At 70.4% G+C, this 16,242-nt stretch carries 12 protein-coding genes; 8 read left to right on the top strand and 4 right to left on the bottom strand.

The features are described from left to right. Positions 1-3: 3 nt before the first annotated feature. The 4 genes from AB0D12_RS20985 (at position 4) to AB0D12_RS20970 (ending at position 3,551) form a co-directional block, all read left to right on the top strand. Positions 4-957 (top strand): OB-fold domain-containing protein, encoded by a 954-nt coding sequence (locus tag AB0D12_RS20985; RefSeq protein ID WP_362684775.1) that lies wholly within the window; start codon positions 4-6, stop codon positions 955-957. Further along, positions 957-2,009: a thiolase domain-containing protein gene (locus AB0D12_RS20980; RefSeq protein WP_362684772.1), complete on the top strand. Its 1,053-nt coding sequence runs from the start codon at positions 957-959 to the stop codon at positions 2,007-2,009. The genes AB0D12_RS20985 and AB0D12_RS20980 overlap by 1 nt, the downstream gene beginning before the upstream one ends. Further along, positions 2,006-3,187: a thiolase domain-containing protein gene (locus AB0D12_RS20975; RefSeq protein WP_362684769.1), complete on the top strand. Its 1,182-nt coding sequence runs from the start codon at positions 2,006-2,008 to the stop codon at positions 3,185-3,187. The genes AB0D12_RS20980 and AB0D12_RS20975 overlap by 4 nt, the downstream gene beginning before the upstream one ends. Positions 3,188-3,320: 133 nt before the next feature. Then, positions 3,321-3,551: a DUF397 domain-containing protein gene (locus AB0D12_RS20970; protein WP_362685183.1), complete on the top strand. Its 231-nt coding sequence runs from the start codon at positions 3,321-3,323 to the stop codon at positions 3,549-3,551. A gap of 3 nt (positions 3,552-3,554) precedes the next feature. On the opposite strand, the gene AB0D12_RS20965 is transcribed toward AB0D12_RS20970, so the two are convergent. Continuing rightward, on the bottom strand, positions 3,555-4,127 hold the full coding sequence (locus AB0D12_RS20965) for a hypothetical protein (protein WP_362684766.1): 573 nt from the start codon (positions 4,125-4,127) through the stop codon (positions 3,555-3,557). 277 nt (positions 4,128-4,404) lie between these two features. Here AB0D12_RS20965 and AB0D12_RS20960 point away from each other — a divergent pair, with 277 nt between their 5' ends. The 3 genes from AB0D12_RS20960 to AB0D12_RS20950 all read left to right on the top strand — a co-directional run bounded on the left by AB0D12_RS20960 (position 4,405) and on the right by AB0D12_RS20950 (position 8,382). Beyond that, entirely contained in the window at positions 4,405-4,752 is a 348-nt protein-coding gene (locus AB0D12_RS20960) for a hypothetical protein (protein WP_362684763.1), read from the top strand. 146 nt (positions 4,753-4,898) lie between these two features. Then, positions 4,899-7,814: an AAA family ATPase gene (locus AB0D12_RS20955; RefSeq protein ID WP_362684760.1), complete on the top strand. Its 2,916-nt coding sequence runs from the start codon at positions 4,899-4,901 to the stop codon at positions 7,812-7,814. A gap of 67 nt (positions 7,815-7,881) precedes the next feature. Beyond that, on the top strand, positions 7,882-8,382 hold the full coding sequence (locus AB0D12_RS20950) for a hypothetical protein (RefSeq protein WP_327321566.1): 501 nt from the start codon (positions 7,882-7,884) through the stop codon (positions 8,380-8,382). Positions 8,383-8,632: 250 nt separating this feature from the next. Here the strand turns inward: AB0D12_RS20950 and AB0D12_RS20945 are convergent, their stop codons facing one another. The 3 genes from AB0D12_RS20945 to AB0D12_RS20935 all read right to left on the bottom strand — a co-directional run bounded on the left by AB0D12_RS20945 (position 8,633) and on the right by AB0D12_RS20935 (position 14,512). Further along, positions 8,633-10,852 (bottom strand): terpene synthase family protein, encoded by a 2,220-nt coding sequence (locus AB0D12_RS20945; protein ID WP_362684756.1) that lies wholly within the window; start codon positions 10,850-10,852, stop codon positions 8,633-8,635. A gap of 170 nt (positions 10,853-11,022) precedes the next feature. Further along, positions 11,023-12,948 carry an N-acetylmuramoyl-L-alanine amidase gene (locus tag AB0D12_RS20940; RefSeq protein WP_362684753.1) on the bottom strand — a complete coding sequence of 642 codons (1,926 nt, stop codon included), beginning with the start codon at positions 12,946-12,948 and terminating at the stop codon, positions 11,023-11,025. Positions 12,949-13,387: 439 nt separating this feature from the next. Continuing rightward, positions 13,388-14,512: an aminoglycoside phosphotransferase family protein gene (locus tag AB0D12_RS20935; protein ID WP_362684750.1), complete on the bottom strand. Its 1,125-nt coding sequence runs from the start codon at positions 14,510-14,512 to the stop codon at positions 13,388-13,390. 233 nt (positions 14,513-14,745) lie between these two features. Here AB0D12_RS20935 and AB0D12_RS20930 point away from each other — a divergent pair, with 233 nt between their 5' ends. Continuing rightward, on the top strand, positions 14,746-16,239 hold the full coding sequence (locus AB0D12_RS20930) for a hypothetical protein (protein WP_362684747.1): 1,494 nt from the start codon (positions 14,746-14,748) through the stop codon (positions 16,237-16,239). Positions 16,240-16,242: the final 3 nt, after the last annotated feature.

Below are 16,242 nucleotides of genomic sequence, written 5' to 3'. Positions count from 1 at the left end.
CAGATGCCCGAGCTCCTCAGTGCACCGCTGGTCGTCGAGTTCCCGTTCACCCGCTCCCTCGGCCCTGTACAGAGCGCTTTCCTCACCGGACTGCGCGAGCGCACCGTACTCGGCGTGCGGACCAGTGACGGCAAGGTCCTCGTACCACCCGTCGAGTACGACCCCGCCACCGCCGAGGAGATCCGCGAACTGGTCGAGGTCGGCGCCACCGGAACCGTCACCACCTGGGCCTGGAACCCCAGCCCGCGCCGCGACCAACCGCTGACGACGCCCTTCGCCTGGGTGCTGGTGAAGCTCGACGGCGCCGACACCTCGCTCCTCCATGTCCTCGACGCACCGGGCCCCGACGACATACGCAGCGGAATGCGCGTCCGTATCCGCTGGGCCGAGGAGCGCACAGGAGCCATCACCGACATCGCCTGCTTCGAGCCGGCCGACAGCGAGCCGGCCACTCACGTCACCGGGCACAGCGGCGTGTTCGACGAAGCGGTCACCGCCATCGTGACTCCCGCCCGGCTCGACTACACCTACTCGCCGGGCCGCGCCCAGTCCGGCTACATCAACGCCCTCGCGGGACGCAGGACCGTCGGCGAGCGCTGCCCGAACTGCCGGAAGGTGTACGTCCCGCCCCGTGGCGCCTGCCCCACCTGCGGCGTCGCCACCACCGAGCAGGTCGAGGTCGGGCCGCGCGGCACCGTCACCACCTACTGCATCGTCAACATCAAGGCTGCGCATACGGCGAATCTCGACATCGAAGTGCCGTACGTCTACGCGCACATCGCCCTCGACGGCGCCGACCTCGCCCTGCACGGACGCATCGGCGGCATCCCGTACGACCAGGTGCGCATGGGCCTGCGCGTCGAACCGGTGTGGACGTCAAGCAGCCGCCACCCCGACCACTACCGGCCCACCGGCGAGCCGGACGCCGACTACGACCAGTACAAGGAGCTGCTCTGATGCGATACGCCAGGGACGTGGCCATCGTCGCCTTCGCGCAGACGGACACGCTGCGGCGCACCGACGAGCTCTCCGAGGTCGAGATGGTGATGCCGGTGCTGCACGACGTGCTGCGGCAGACCGGACTGCAGACCAGCGACATCGGCTTCACCTGCTCCGGCTCCACCGACTATCTCGCCGGCCGGGCATTCTCCTTCACCATGGCCCTCGACGGCGTCGGCGCCTGGCCGCCGATCTCGGAGTCCCATGTGGAGATGGACGGCGCCTGGGCGCTCTACGAGGCCTGGGTGAAGATCCTCACCGGCGAGGCGGACACCGCCCTCGTCTACGCCTACGGCAAGTCCTCGCCGGGCGAGGTGCGCGATGTACTGACCCGCCAGCTCGACCCGTACTACGTCGCGCCGCTCTGGCCCGACTCGGTCGCGCTCGCCGCACTCCAGGCACAGGCGCTGATCGACGCCGGCGCGGCGGACGAGCCCGCGCTCGCCGCCGTCGCGGCCCGCAGCCGCACCGACGCCTCGGACAACCCGCACGCTCAACTGAAGGGTCCGGTTCCGTCGGGCGAGTACCTCGTCCGGCCGTTGCGGACCGGGGACTGCCCGCCCATCGGCGACGGCGCGACCGCGGTGATCCTCGCGGCCGGGGACCGGGCCCACGAGCTGTGCGAGCGCCCCGCCTGGATCCGCGGCATGGACCACCGCATCGAGCCGCACAGCCTCGGCGTACGCGACCTCACCGACTCGCCATCCACCCGCATCGCCGCCGAACACGCCGGAGCCTTCGAACGGCCGGTGGACACCGCCGAACTGCACGCCCCCTTCAGCTCCCAGGAAGTCGTCCTGCGCCGCACCCTCAAGCTCAACGACAGCGTGAGGGTCAACCCGTCCGGCGGAGCGCTCGCCGCCAACCCGGTCATGGCCGCGGGCCTCATCCGCCTCGGCGAGGCCGCCGCCCGTATTCACCGCGGCGAGTCCGACCGGGCGCTCGCCCACGCCACCTCCGGCCCCTGCCTCCAGCAGAATCTGGTCGCCGTACTCGAGGGAGAGTCATGACCAGGGCCGCGACATCCAAAGAGTGCGTGGCTGTCGTGGGTATCGGCCAGACCAAGCACGTCGCCGCCCGCCGGGACGTCTCCATCGCCGGTCTGGTACGCGAAGCGGCCCGGCGGGCCCTCGATGACGCCCAGCTGACCTGGGCGGACATCGACGCCGTCGTCATCGGCAAGGCTCCCGACTTCTTCGAGGGCCTGATGATGCCTGAGCTCTATCTCGCCGATGCGCTGGGCGCGGTCGGCAAGCCGATGCTGCGCGTGCACACCGCGGGCTCGGTCGGCGGCTCCACCGCGCTCGTCGCCTCCAGCCTGGTGGCCTCCCGCGTGCACAGCACCGTGCTCACCCTCGCCTTCGAGAAACAGTCCGAGTCCAATGCCATGTGGGGCCTGTCCCTGCCGATCCCGTTCCAGCAGCCGCTGCTGGCGGGCGCGGGCGGCTTCTTCGCCCCGCACGTACGGGCGTACATGCGCCGCACCGGTGCCCCCGACACGGTCGGCTCGCTCGTCGCGTACAAGGACCGCCGCAACGCCCTGAAGAATCCGTACGCCCATCTCCATGAGCACGACATCACGCTGGAGAAGGTTCAGGCGTCCCCGATGCTCTGGGACCCGATCCGCTACTCCGAGACCTGCCCGTCCTCCGACGGCGCGTGCGCGATGATCCTCACCGACCGTGCGGGCGCGGCCCGTTCACCGCAGCCGCCCGCGTGGATGCACGGCGGCGCGATGCGCAGCGAGCCCACGATGTTCGCCGGCAAGGACTTCGTGTCGCCGCAGGCCGGCAAGGACTGTGCGGCCCATGTCTACCGGCAGGCAGGGATCGCCGACCCGCGCCGAGAGATCGACGCCGTCGAGATGTACGTCCCGTTCTCCTGGTATGAGCCGATGTGGCTCGAGAACCTGGGCTTCGCCGCCGAAGGCGAGGGCTGGAAGCTCACCGAGTCCGGCGTCACCGAACTCGACGGCGATCTGCCCGTCAACCCGTCGGGCGGGGTGCTGTCCACCAACCCCATCGGTGCCTCCGGCATGATCCGTTTCGCCGAGGCAGCCCTCCAGGTGCGCGGCCGGGCCGGCGAGCACCAGGTCGAGGGAGCCCGTAAAGCACTGGGACACGCCTACGGCGGCGGAGCACAGTTCTTCTCCATGTGGCTGGTCGGCGCCGAACCGCCCACGACATGATCCGTCCCCCTGCAGGGGCGCGTCACGTCGGACAGGCCGCGGTCCCTCTTCCGCGGCCTGTCCGTGACCGGAGACGGTCGCTAGTCTGAGGCCCGGACGACGAACCGGGAGGAGCACGGACGTGGCCGAGAGCATGACCACCACGCAGATGTTTTCGGGCTGGGACAAGCCCGAACTCGACCTCAGCAATGCCGACTGGCAGTCGAGCAGCCAGGGAACGGGGGACGTCCAGATCGCCTTCGTCGAGGGATTCATCGCCATGCGCAACGGTGGCCGGCCGGAGAGCCCGTCGCTGATCTTCAGCCCGGCCGAGTGGCGCGCCTTCGTCATCAACGCCCGCGACGGGGAGTTCGACCTCACGTGACGGTCATGTGACCGTCTGAGCCGCCTTCTCCGTCCTCTTCGCGCGGACGTCGACGACGGCGTACGGCAGACCGGGCAGCAACAGCACAAGCGTGCCCCAGAGAGGCAGGTCGAACAGCGACTCGTCGCCGGCCAGCCGGTCGGTGATCACCATGACCGGCAGGCCGACCACGAAGGCGAGCAGCCAGCCCTTGCGTATGCCGAGGCTGCCGCGGCGCAGCTCCCAGGCCACGGTGACCGCCGCGACGGCGGCGTAGAAGGCGATACGGCTCGGGAGCACAGGCAGCACCGTGCTCCACCGGAGCAGGTGCCCGAGCAGCAGCACCACGCCGAGAACGAAGGAAACCATGGCGGCCATCCGCAGCAGCCGGTACGGCAGCGGGCGGTGGGCCCGGGCCCGGGACGCGGCGAACGCCGTGATGTCCTGACCGACGACGTCCTTCGGGTTGCGCCCGGCCGCCTCGGCGTCCGCGAGTTCCTTGGAGAGCTTTTTGAGCAACTCCCGTACGGAGGCCTCGTCGAGGCCCCGGTACTCCCAGTTGCTGCGGCACACCGCCAGCACATCGTCGTTCGTCATTCCGCGATTCCCCCCGTGGTCCGGTGTAGAGCATCCCGACGATACTTGTGCGGTCCGTACTGCTTCAGTGCGGCCCTGCCGTTTTCGCCATGACCGCGCGGGCCGTACGGCCAGGACTGCCCAGCCCCGCGGACGGGTTCGGCGCCGCGGCTCTCGGCATGCGCGCCGGGCTTTGAACGCGGCGACGGAGTTTCCCGTATCTCTCTGCGCACACCGGAACCGGGGGTGCGCAGCTTTCCCACGAGGATTCCGTTCCGAGACTGTGAGGGATCAGCCCATGAATGAGCCCACCAATCCTCCTCTCCAAGCTCTTCCGGACGGCGAGGCCGAACTCCGCCTGGTGGTCCGTCTGCAGTGGGAGGACGTTGCGGCGCTGGGGCAGGAGGCCGGCCGGCTGGCTGCTCAGATGCAGCGTCCGGTGAGTCTCGACGAGGCCGCCAGCCATCGGCTGCGTACGCGGTCGGCATCCCACGCACGACCTGCACCGGAGCGGACTCAGCACGGTGCACCCTCCTCGGTGTCGTCCCTCACGGCTCGCACACCCGGTGAGCACGCCCGGCAGGCCATAGAGAAGATCAACGGGTCTGTCGCCACCGGGCTCGGCCCCACCCAGACCTCGGCCTGACGGGCCGGCGGAGCACTCCGCACAACCGCGTTTCGCAAGGCCGGTCCGCGCACGGCCTCGCGGGCGTACCCTGAGGTGCCTCGAGGACGTACGTCCGGCAGCCCCCTTGCCGCGCCGGACGCACGCCCCGGCCGTGGGGGTGCACCATGACGCGACGCGCCGGCAGAAACAGGCGTCGGCTCTTCGAGCGCGAAGCCGAACTGGCCGCTGTTGACGAAGCATTGAGCGAGCTGGTCGGCCTCCATCCGCAGGACGCGGAACCTCCCGAGCGCCCGCGCGGCGCACTGCTCGCCTTTGCGGGCCACGCGGGCCTCGGTAAGACGACCCTCCTGACCGAGGTCCGCCACCGCGCTGCCGCAAAGGGCTGCACCGTGCTCTCCGCGCGCGGCGGCGACCAGGAACAGCGCGTCGCCTTCCATGTCGCCCGCCAGCTCATCCAGCCGCAGCTCGCCGGCTCCTCCGACACCGCACTCCGTCTGCGGCTGGGGAGTTGGTACGCCATCGTCGGCCCCGCACTCGGCCTGTGCACCGCGGAGGCGGGCGCCCCGCCCGACCCGCAGGGTCTGCGCGACGGCCTCGACTGGGTCCTCACGCATCTCGCCGTCCAGGGCGCCCCGCTCGTCCTCGTCCTCGACGACGCACACTGGGCCGATCCGGAGTCGCTGAGCTGGCTCGCTGCCTTCGCGCCGCGCGCCGAAGAACTGCCGATGCTGCTCGTCGTCGCCTACCGACCCGAGGAACTACCCGACCACGCCCAGCAGTTCCGCGGACTCCCCGGCCGGGCCGGACACCGTCCCATCGACCTCGAACCCCTCACGGCACCGGCCGTCGGCCGGCTCGTACGCGACCGGCTCGGCGCCCACGCCGACGACGCGTTCTGCCGCGAATGCTGGGCCGTCACCGCGGGCAACCCCTTCGAAGCCGTCGAACTCACGGCCAAAGTCCACGACCGGGGACTCGAACCCAACGAGGCCGGCGCCCACCTCCTGCGCGACCTCGCCGCCGCCGTCAAAGGCAGCGGACTCGTCACCCGCCTGGACCGCCTCGGCACCTCCACCGTGCGTCTCGCCTGGGCCGGCGCCGTACTCGGCACCGAAATCCCGCCCGCCCTCGCCGCCGCCGTCGCGGGCCTCGGCAGCGAAACGGCCGCCGACGCCGCCGACCAGCTGCGCGACGCCCGTATCCTCACCGGCTCCGACACCCTCGAATTCGTCCACCCTCTGATCGCCACCGCCGTCTACCGCGCCATCCCCGATGCCGTGCGTGTCGCCCTGCACGGCCAGGCCGCCTGGTCCGTCGTCGACGCCGGACTCGGCTCCACCGCAGCAGCCCGGCACCTCATGGAGACCCACCCCGAAGGCGACCCCTGGGTCGTCCACCATCTGCGCCAGGCCGCCCGCGAGACCCTGCGCGCCGGAGCCCCCGACGCCGCCCGCCGCCATCTCGCCCGCGCCCTGCGCGAACCCCCACCCTTCGAGGACCGGGCCGCCGTCCTGTACGAACTCGGCTGCGCCTCCCTGCTCACCGAACCCGCCACCACCGTCAACCATCTGCGCGCGGCCCTCGAAGAGCCCATCGCCGACCCCGCCCTGCGCCAGGGCATCGTCTACCGCCTCTCCCAGGTCCTCGCCCACAGCGACCGCCTCGGCGAGGCCTCCGACACCCTGGCCCGCGAAGCCCGCCGCACCACCGACCCGCGCGCCCGGCTGCGTATGCAGGCAGAGAATTTCATGTGGGACGCCTTCCATGCCGACGAGCCCGACTCGCCCGCCCGCTCCAGGCGGCTGGCCCGCCTCGCCGACCGGCTCACCGGACGAGACCTCACCGAGCGCTACATCATCGGCCTCCGCGGCTGGGACGCCATGCTGCGCGCCGAACCCGCCTCCGTCGCCCTCCGCCACGCCGAACGCGCCCTCGACGGCGGACTGGGCTGGGCCGCCGAGGACCGCGGCTTCGAAGTTCCGGTCCTGGTCGCCCTCACCTTTCTCTACGCCGACCGCCCGGGCCGTGCCGAGGAGTTGTTCGCGGTCGGCACCGCGGAGTTCGAACGCCAGGGCTGGCGCGGCGCGCACCTCTCGTTCGCGTACACCCTCCTCGCCTACATCCGCTTCCGGCGCGGACGTTTGGCGGAGGCGGAGGACTTCGTACGGGCCGGGCTGCGGCTCGCCGAACGGGTTGGTCCCCGTACACCCGTCGAGTGGTACGCGCTCGGCACGCTCGTCGAGGTCCTGCTCGCCCGGGGACGTACCGACGAGGCCGTACGGGTCGCACAGGACCACGGCTTCGGCGAACCCTTCCCCGCGGCTGTGACCTTCCCCGACTCCCAGACCGTGTACGGCGAACTGCTGCTCGCCTGCGGCCGCCCGAAGGAGGCGGCCGTGGAACTGGCCGCGGCCGGCCGACGGCTCGACCCGCGTGGCATGCGCAACCCCGCCTGGTGTCCCTGGCAGCTCCACCTCGCCCTCGCGGAGGCGCACGACGCTCCGGAACGTGCCCGGGAGACCGCCCTCGAAGCGGTGGGCCGCGCCCGCAGGTTCGCCACGGCCTCGGCGATCGGCCAGGCGCTGCGCGTCGCCGCCGAAGTCTCCGGCGGCACCGAACGCACCGCCTTCCTCGAAGAGGCCGTGTTCCGGCTGGAGCGCTCACCCGCCGCGTACGAACTGGCCCGCGCCCTCGTCGACCTCGGCACGCACCTGCGCCGTACCGGTCGTCCGCAGGAAGCCGCCGAGCACCTCTACCGGGGTCTCGATGCGGCCGGGCAGTGCGGCGCGGACGGGCTCGCGGAGACGACCCGTGACGAACTCGCCGCCGCCGGGTTGCGCCCGCGGCAGCTGCGTGCCATCGAGACCGACGCCCTCACCGCCCGCGAACGGACCGCGGCCGTGCTGACGGTCAAGGGACGCGACACCGCCGCCGTGGCGGCCACCCTCCATGTCGACGAGCAGGCCGTGACCAGGTTGCTCTCCGCCGTCTACCGCAAGGTGGGCACCGATGCGGCGGGCCTGGCGGAGGCCCTCGGCGACGGTCTCGCCGACACCCTGGACGGCTCTCGTGCACGGTGACAGACGGCGTCCAAGAGGCACCGGGCCCCGGCTCGGCCGGGCCCGCCCGGACACGTACCATGGCGGTATGTCCTTCCTCCGCCGCCGCAGCGCCGCCACCCCCGCGGGCCCGGACTTCGATGTCCTGGCCATGGACCCGGGGGACTGGCCCGGCAATCTCGGCGCCGGGCTCCTTCCCGCTCCCGACGGCACCTGCCAGGGCGTCTTCCTGCGGTACGACCTGTTCGGCGGCCGCGGCCCCGCGATGATCATCGGCAATCTGCCGGAGGGCTCGCCGGCCCGCGACATCGAAGAGGGCGAGATCCCCTTCGAGGTGGCGCAGCTGCTGCTCGCGCTGGAGAACGACGAGCCCGTCGATGTGGTGGACGTCGAGGACATGCCGGTGATGCAGGGCGACAACCTGCTGATCGTGCGGCGTCTCAAGCTCTCCGAAAGCCGTATCTCCTGCGTCCAGTTCGACCGCAGCGACAATGTCCTGGTCACCATCGCCAGCTGGGACCGGCCGATCACGGACGATCTGTACGCACTGCTCAAGCCGCTGCCCGCGGAGCTGTTCCAGCAGGGCTGAGAACCCCGGGCCGCCCACCGTCCGGCGGCACGGCCCGCCGCGATCGTCCGCACGGTGGGCCGCAACGGCCGGTGCTGTGTTCCGACGGTGCTGTGTTCCGACGGTGCTGTGTTCCGACGGTGCTGTGTTCCGACGGTGCTGTGTTCCGACGGTGCTGTGTTCCGACGGTGCCGTGTTCTGGCCATGCTGTGTTCCGACGGTGCCGTGTTCTGGCCATGCTGTGTTCCGACCGTGCTCTGTGCTGTACGCGCTACGTCCTGACGGCAGGCATCCGGGCGAACAGCGTCAGGGCACGGGCCGCCGAAGTGCCCGGTCCGGAGGGGCCGTTCAGCCGCCACGGAGCGGCATGTCCGGCCCGCAGATCCTCCTCGCGATAGCGCCTGCAGCCGCGGTGCCAGGTCAGGATCCCGGACATCCAGTTCTCCAGCTCGTGGACATAGCCGTCCAGGATCTCCCGGGTCTCGTCATCCAGGCCGAGGTCGTCGTAGAGCTGCGGCAGCTCATGCGCGGCGATGTGCTGGAACTGCCGCATCCGCGAGTTCATCAGATCGCCGACGATCGACACTCCCGTCGGGTAGTCGACGCCGAAGAAGTTCTGCACGACCAGGACCGCGTTGTGCACCTCGCCCTCGTACTCGATCTCCTTCTGGTACGAGAAGAGATCGTTGAGGAGCGTGGCCTGGTCCATGGCGGCGTTCTCCAGCGAGCGGACGGGACCGCTGAGATAGATCTCCTCGGGCACCCGTTCGCCGTGCCGGATCCGGCACAGCCTCGTCGTCATCTCGGCGCCGAAAGTGTGACGTCGCATCTCGATGTAGTCCACCGGATCCGGGATGCGGTGCTGTGCCTGATTGGCCAGCTCCCACAGCCAGGACGCCGTCATGATCTCCACGGACTCGCGGAAGGTGCGGCGGTCCTTGGCGGACATCGGGCCCGCCGTGCGCTGCCACAGATCGTCCAGACCGCGTTCCATCGCGCTGGAGGGGTCCGGTGCCGGTGAGCCGTCCACCGGCATGAACAACGAGAGCCGCTCGTTGGCGGCCCGCGCGCCGGCCAGATCGCGGGAGCGTCCGTACGCTGCGGGGAAGAGGTCGTCCCCGTACGTGCCCCAGGTCAGCCACGCCGACGACAGATCGAGCTCGTCGGGCGTCGCTTCCGGGTGGAGCCCCGCCGCGCAGAGCGGGAAGTCGAAGCCCGCCACCTTCCGCTCGTCCCAGACGTGCGAACCGGGCAGCCCCGGCTGAGCTTCCAGCATGCCCATCCGGCGGGCCCACTCTGCCGTCCGGACCCGCGAGCCCTCCAGATGAGGACTGAGCGTCGTCTTGAACGGCATAAAGAATTCCGGCAGTTGGGACGGCCCCACCCGCTGGTGCGGCAGATGGGTGAGACTGCGCCACCGGGCGGCCTCCGCGCGCGGAGTGAGCCGGATAGCCGCGGCCATCCCGGAGGCGCCCCCCGGGAGCCCCGGGCCGGGCTGTGCGTCCTCGTTCATATAGCGGCTGGAGCGCATGTGCCACTCATGGCCGCCGGACTGCCAGTCCTGCAGACCCTTCACATAGGCCAGCACAGCGGCGGTCCCCGCCGGATCGAGGCCCATATCGGTGCAGAGCGGCCCCAGTTCGGTGAAGAAGGTGTTCTCGAACTGCTGCAGCCGTGAGGTCAGCAGATCATTGACCGCCTCGGCCGCCTCCTGGGTCGTACAGCCCAGAAAGGTCTCCAGTACCAGTACGCCATTGCTGTTCTCGCCCTCGGCCTCGACCTCGCGCTGGTACGAGAAGAGGTCGTTGCGCAGATGCACACCGTCCGAGAAGGCGTCCCGCAGGACCCGCAGCGGCCGGGAGTCCGCGACGGACTCCGGGACCTCGGCCCGCGCCACGTACTCCACAAGACATGCCGACCAGGGAGCGCCACCCACCTTGCGGCGCATCTCGATGTACTCGACGGGGTTGGCGATGCGCCCCTCGTTGATGTTGGACAGTTCCCAGAGGGATTCGTTCAGCAGATTCTCGGTGGCCTCGGCGAACCGGACCCGCCAGCCGTCGGACATGCTGGGCACGGTCCGCACCCACAGATCGGCGAGACCCGCCTCGACCGGGTTGGTGGGCTCGGGCGTACCCGCCGAAAGATCCATCGGCATGAAGGCCGGCAGCCGGTCCAGATATGCCTTCCCACCGTCGCGGTCCTGGCTGCGCTTGAAGATCTCCAGGAAGTGGTCGTCGAAGAAGAAGACCCACACATACCAGTCGGTCACCAGGGAGAGCGCGTCGGCGTCGCAGTCGGGATGGGTGTACGAGCACAGCAGGGCGTAGTCGTGCGCGTCGAGGTCGCTCTCCTCCCAGATGCCGGAACCCTCCAGCATCTTCATCCGATGCGCCCACTCCTTGGTGTGCCGTCGCGCCGCCTCGAGATGCGGATTGCGCCGCGCCGGGTACGGAACGTAGAAGTCCGGCAGTACGAAGGGCTGTGCCATGTGCGCCAGGGCCTTTCGGTGAGCATCCGCGCGCGACAGCGCGGACCGGAGGTGGACGGCCCAGCCCTACCCGTCGCCCGTACGGCCCACGCTCCACGGCAATTAGTCACACAAGCCCGCAAGAGAGAGGCGGTGCGCCACCGGACCCCACGAACGGTGGCGCACCGCGGCTACTTCAGTACGCGCACGTCGGACGCCTTCACAAAGGCGACCCGGTGCCCGAACTGGATCTCGTAGTAGGCCTCCGTGCCGCGCACCACCCGGTGCCCGGCGGTGTCGAACGTCGGCGCGTACAGGTACTCGCCCAAAGTCCGGTCACCGACCACGTACCGCTGGCCGGCGAGAAGCTTGTACGGCAGCGGGGAGATCGGCTGCACCGGCACATCGGTGGGGTACGCCGCGGGCTCCGGATAGGCCCGCCCGTACACCGGAATCTCCGCCACGCCCTCCTTCGGCGTGAGCACCCAGCCCCGGGCGCCGACCGCCGTCGGCTGCTTGCGCGGGTTGTGGAACCAGGCCTGCTGGCCCAGGTACCAGATCGCCGTCCAGTCGCCCTGGCGCCCGGCGACCGCGTACTGCTGGCCGGTCGAGGCACGGGCGCCGGTGTCATTGACGTCGATGGTGGAGTCCTGTCCGCCCGGACGCAGACCGACGTCCTTGACGAGCGGGGCGTCCTCGGCGGGCGCGATGTGCAGCCGGACCGCGCCCGACCCGTGCGGCACACACGCCTGTCCGGCAGTCGCGCAGCCCGTGTACACCGGCTGGTTGCTCAGGTAGTCGGGGCGGATGGTCACCACACCACTCGCCGGTCCGGCGGTTCGCCTGAGGGGGTTGCCGAGCAGCTGGAAGTAGTGGGACCAGTCCCAGTACGGGCCCGGGTCGGTGTGCATCCCACGGATGGTCGCGGCGGTCGTGCCCGGCACATTGTCGTGACCGAGGATGTGCTGGCGGTCCAGCGGAATGTCGTACCGCTTCGACAGATACCTCACCAGCCGGGCGGACGAGCGGTACATCGCCTCCGTGTACCAGGCGTCCGGCGAAACCAGGAAGCCCTCGTGCTCCAGGCCCACCGACTTGGCGTTCACGTACCAGTTGCCGGCCTGCCAGGCCACGTCCTTGAGCGGCACGTGCTGGGCGACGTGCCCGTCCGAGGAGCGCAGGGTGTACTGCCAGGAGACATACGTCGGGTCCTGCACCAGCTTCAGAGTGGTGTCCCAGGAGCCCTCGGTGTCATGGATGACGATGTACTTCACCGACTGGGACGCGGGCCGGTCCGCCAGGTCGTGGTTGCCGTAGTCGCCGTCGCCGAACTCCTCGTACGGCGCGGGGATCCACTCGCAGGCCACCGTCCGAGGGCACTCGGTCTTCTTGGCGTCAGCCGTGCGCAGCCCGAGCCGTGCCGCCTGCGCAGGGTCGGGGGCCGCGGCCGGGTCGGCCGCGAGCGCGACCCGCTGCCCGCTGTCGGTGACGCGCGTCTGGCCCACGCGGATCACGTCGAAGACATCGTTGGCGTACGTCGTGGCGGTCGCAGTGTCGTCCGCGCCGGAGAACCGAGCCACCGCGCCGAACCAGTCGGCAGGGTTCTCGCTCAACGGCAGGCCCAGCTTCTTCTGCGCGTCGGCGAGCAGAGCCGCACCGCCGCGCACATTGGCGGCCGGACTGTCGCGCAGCTGTTCGGCGGAGATCCCAGAGAGCTCGACCGCACGGTCCAAGGTCCTCAGCCGGGCCGGGAGTTCGGACGCCTTGGGCAGAGCGGCCTCGGTGATCGTCCGGGCCGGACGCGCCTCGTCGCCGCGCGCGTCCTCGGTGCCGTGCGAATGGTGCGGCGCCTCGGCGAGCGCCGTCCTGGCATCGGTCAGATGCATTGGCCCATAACCGCCGGTGACGCTCGCCGCACCGCCGTGCGTATCCCAGCGGGACTGCAGATAGGAAACGCCGAGCAGCACGCTCTGCGGCACACCGTACTGGGCGGCCGCCGCGGCGAAGTCGTGCTGCAGCGCGCCGGACGAGGGCCGCTCCGCGGTCGCGGACGGGCCGGTCGAGACCAGTGGTAGCAGCAGGGCGGCGGAGGCCACCGCGCTCCCTGCTCTCAGCATGCGGCGACGGGCGCCTCTCAGTCGTGCGGGGGCGGATCCTTGCAAGGCAGCCTCCAGGGACGGATGGTGCGCGACGGGCCTGCGGGGTCGGACCCGACTACAGGGGTATCGGCTCCCGGACGATCCGTCAATCATGCTCAGCCGTAAGGATTTCGCACGTCAGCGCGGGTGCCGTGGAGTTTCGCGGTGAGGGGCCGCGGGCCTGCGGGGCGTCAGTGGCCTGGACCAATATCCGTATACGGAAGGAGAGTTGGACCATCCCGGCGTGGGGTCACGAGAGCCGCCGCGCGCTCGCCCGTCGGGCAGACACATCGGGCAGACACATGCCGTTTGCCACACCCTCTGGCCACGTTCCACAACCACCCGAGCACCACAGTGCGCTACGCGCCCAGTGTGTCGGCACTGGGCGCGTAGCGCACTTCCCTCTTGTGGTGGCCGGTCAGCGGGTGCCGACCGCAGCGCGCACAGCCCGCCGTGCCATCGCGCAGTCATCGTGCAGCCGCCGCAGCAGCAGCCGCTGTTCCTCACCGGCCGACAGTCCACCGGGCGGCACATGACCGGCACCCGCAGGTGCCGCCTCGCGCATCGTCCGCTGCACAGCCGTCTCGTAGGTACGGATCTCCCGTGTCAGCACCAGCATCAGATTCACCAGGAACGCGTCCCGCGCAGCCGTTCCCGCCTGCTGCGCCAGCTGACTGATCTGCCGACGCGCTACCGGTGCATCACCCAGCACCGACCACAGCGTCGCCAGGTCGTAGCCGGGCAGATACCAGCCGGCGTGCTCCCAGTCGACCAGCACGGGACCCGCAGGCGACAGCAGGATGTTGGAGAGCAGCGCATCGCCGTGACAGAACTGTCCCATCCCCTGCCGTCCGCCCGCGTGCGCGAGACCGTGCAGGAGTTTCTGCAGGTCGCCGAGGTCACGGTCGGTGAACAGGCCCAGCTCGTGATAGCGCGAGATCCGGGGCGCGTAGTCGAGCGGGGCGTCGAACATCCCGGCCGGCGGCCGCCAGGCGTTGAGGCGGGCGATCGCGCCGAGGGCGGCCCGTACATCGGCACGGGGCGGAGCCTCGGCCGGGTGCCGTGCAAGGGCCGCCGCCCGGCCCGGCATCCGCTCGATCACCAGTGTGCAGTTGTCGGGATCCGCGGCGATCAGCCGCGGGGCCCGCACCGGTGGGCGGTGCCGGACGAAGGCGCGATAGGCAGCTATTTCGTAACGGAACCGCTCGGCCCAGACGGGCGAGTGGTCCAGTAAGCATTTGGCAACGGCCGTGGTGCGTCCTGTGGTTCCGACGAGCAGTACGGAACGTCCGCTCCGGCGCAGCACCTGAACCGGATTGAACTCCGGGCAGATCCGGTGCACCGCCGCGATCGCCATCCGCAGCTGCGCGCCCTGAGGGCCGGACAAGTCGATTCTCCCGCTGAGGGGTTGGCTGACCATCCCCACCGGCCGTTGAACCCGACCGGCGTGAGTGGGGTCGAGATACGGTCCGGTGCCGGCCGGGACAGCCGAGGAGCGCTGCGGCCGGGGCGGAGCGGACACGGAGGACGATGCTGTGTACATGCGGGTTACAGATCCCTTCGCGTGCCGACAAGTTGCGTAAGCGGCCCCGCCCCGGCAACCGATCGGCACCCTGGGGAATGCGTCCGGCTGCCGGGCCGAGGTGGCGCGTTCCTACGTGACACCCGGTCGCGGGTGGCACACCATCTGGCGCACCCTGGCGAACCCTGGCGAATAGTCGCCAGGCATCTGACAGGGGGTTACTGTCAACTCAGCCGAGAACCTGGGGGCTTGACGTGACCGGAGAACCCAACACCCGCCTCTACGACTTGTTCGGCCTGGCCGGCTGGTCGAAGGGGGAGCTCGCGAGACTCGTGAACCGGCAGGCGGCGGCCATGGGCCACCCTCAGCTGGCGACCGACACCTCGCGGGTGCGGCGTTGGATCGACATGGGGGAGTCCCCGCGCGATCCCGTGCCGCGAGTGCTGGCAGCTCTGTTCACCGAGCGACTCGGTCGTGTCGTGACCATCGAGGACCTCGGGTTCGTACGGATCGGGCGAGCGGGTAGACGGCGGGACGTCCAGGGAGCTGACAACCCTGACGGCCTTCCGTGGGCGCCGGAACGGACGGCGGCGGTCCTCACCGAATTCACGGGAATGGACCTCATGCTCAACCGACGCGGCCTGGTGGGCGCGGGCGCCGCGCTCGCCGCAGGCTCCGCACTCAGCAGCGCCATGCACGACTGGCTGCACACCGACCCCGCACTCGCTCAGGACGCACCCCGTATCGACAGTCCCCTGCACGCCGACCCCGCTGGGTTCGACCGCTATGAGGCCGCCCCCATCGGGTCGCAGGAGATCGAGGCACTGGAGCGTTCCGTCGAAGTGTTCCGCGCCTGGGACGCCGCCCGTGGCGGCGGGCTCCAGCGCAAGGCCGTTGTGGGTCAGCTCAACGAAGTGGGCGGCATGCTCGCCTACCGACACCCCGACCATCTCCAGCGGCGCCTGTGGGGCGTTGCCGCCAACCTTGCCGTACTCGCCGGCTGGATGTCCCACGACGTCGGCCTCGAACCCACCGCCCAGAAGTACTTCGTCATCGCCGCCCACGCGGCACGCGAGGGCGGCGACCGCCCGCGCGCCGGCGAAGCGCTCTCCAGGGCCGCCCGCCAGATGGTCCACCTGGGCCGTCCTGACGACGCCCTGGACCTGATGAAGCTCGCCAAGTCGGGCTCCGGGGAACAGATCCTGCCGCGCACCCAGGCGATGCTGCACACCATCGAAGCCTGGGCACAGGCCTCCATGGGCCGCGGTCAGGCCATGCGTCGCACCCTCGGCGAGGCCGAGGACCTGTTCGTATCCGACAAGGGCGATGTACCGCCCCCCAGTTGGATGCAGATGTTCGACGAGGCGGATCTGCACGGCATGGAGGCACTGGCTTACCGCACCCTCGCCGAGCACGATCCGACTGCGGCGAACACCGCGCAGAACCACGCCAAACAGGCGCTGGAGCTGCGCGAGGGCGGCCGCCAGCGCTCAAAGATCTTCGACTACATCTCGTTGGCGTCGGCGTGCTTCATCGCCGACGACCCCGAACAGGCCGACCGTTACGCCAGGTTGGCGCTCGTCTCGATGGGGGAGACCTCTTCGCACCGGACGTGGGACAGGCTGCGGGAGATGTACCGGCTGACAGGGCACTACGCGGGCTACCCGAGGATCCAGGACCTGCGCGAGGAAATCCAGCTGGCCCTGCCCAACAGCCCCTCGAAGAAGTCGAGGAGCGTCGAGATCTAGAGA

Origin of the sequence: Streptomyces sp. NPDC048479, from assembly GCF_040651435.1 — a bacterium.
In the GTDB taxonomy this organism is placed as follows: domain Bacteria; phylum Actinomycetota; class Actinomycetes; order Streptomycetales; family Streptomycetaceae; genus Streptomyces.
The sequence above is the reverse complement of the archived record's forward strand: the minus strand, read 5'-3'. Positions and strand labels throughout refer to the sequence as shown.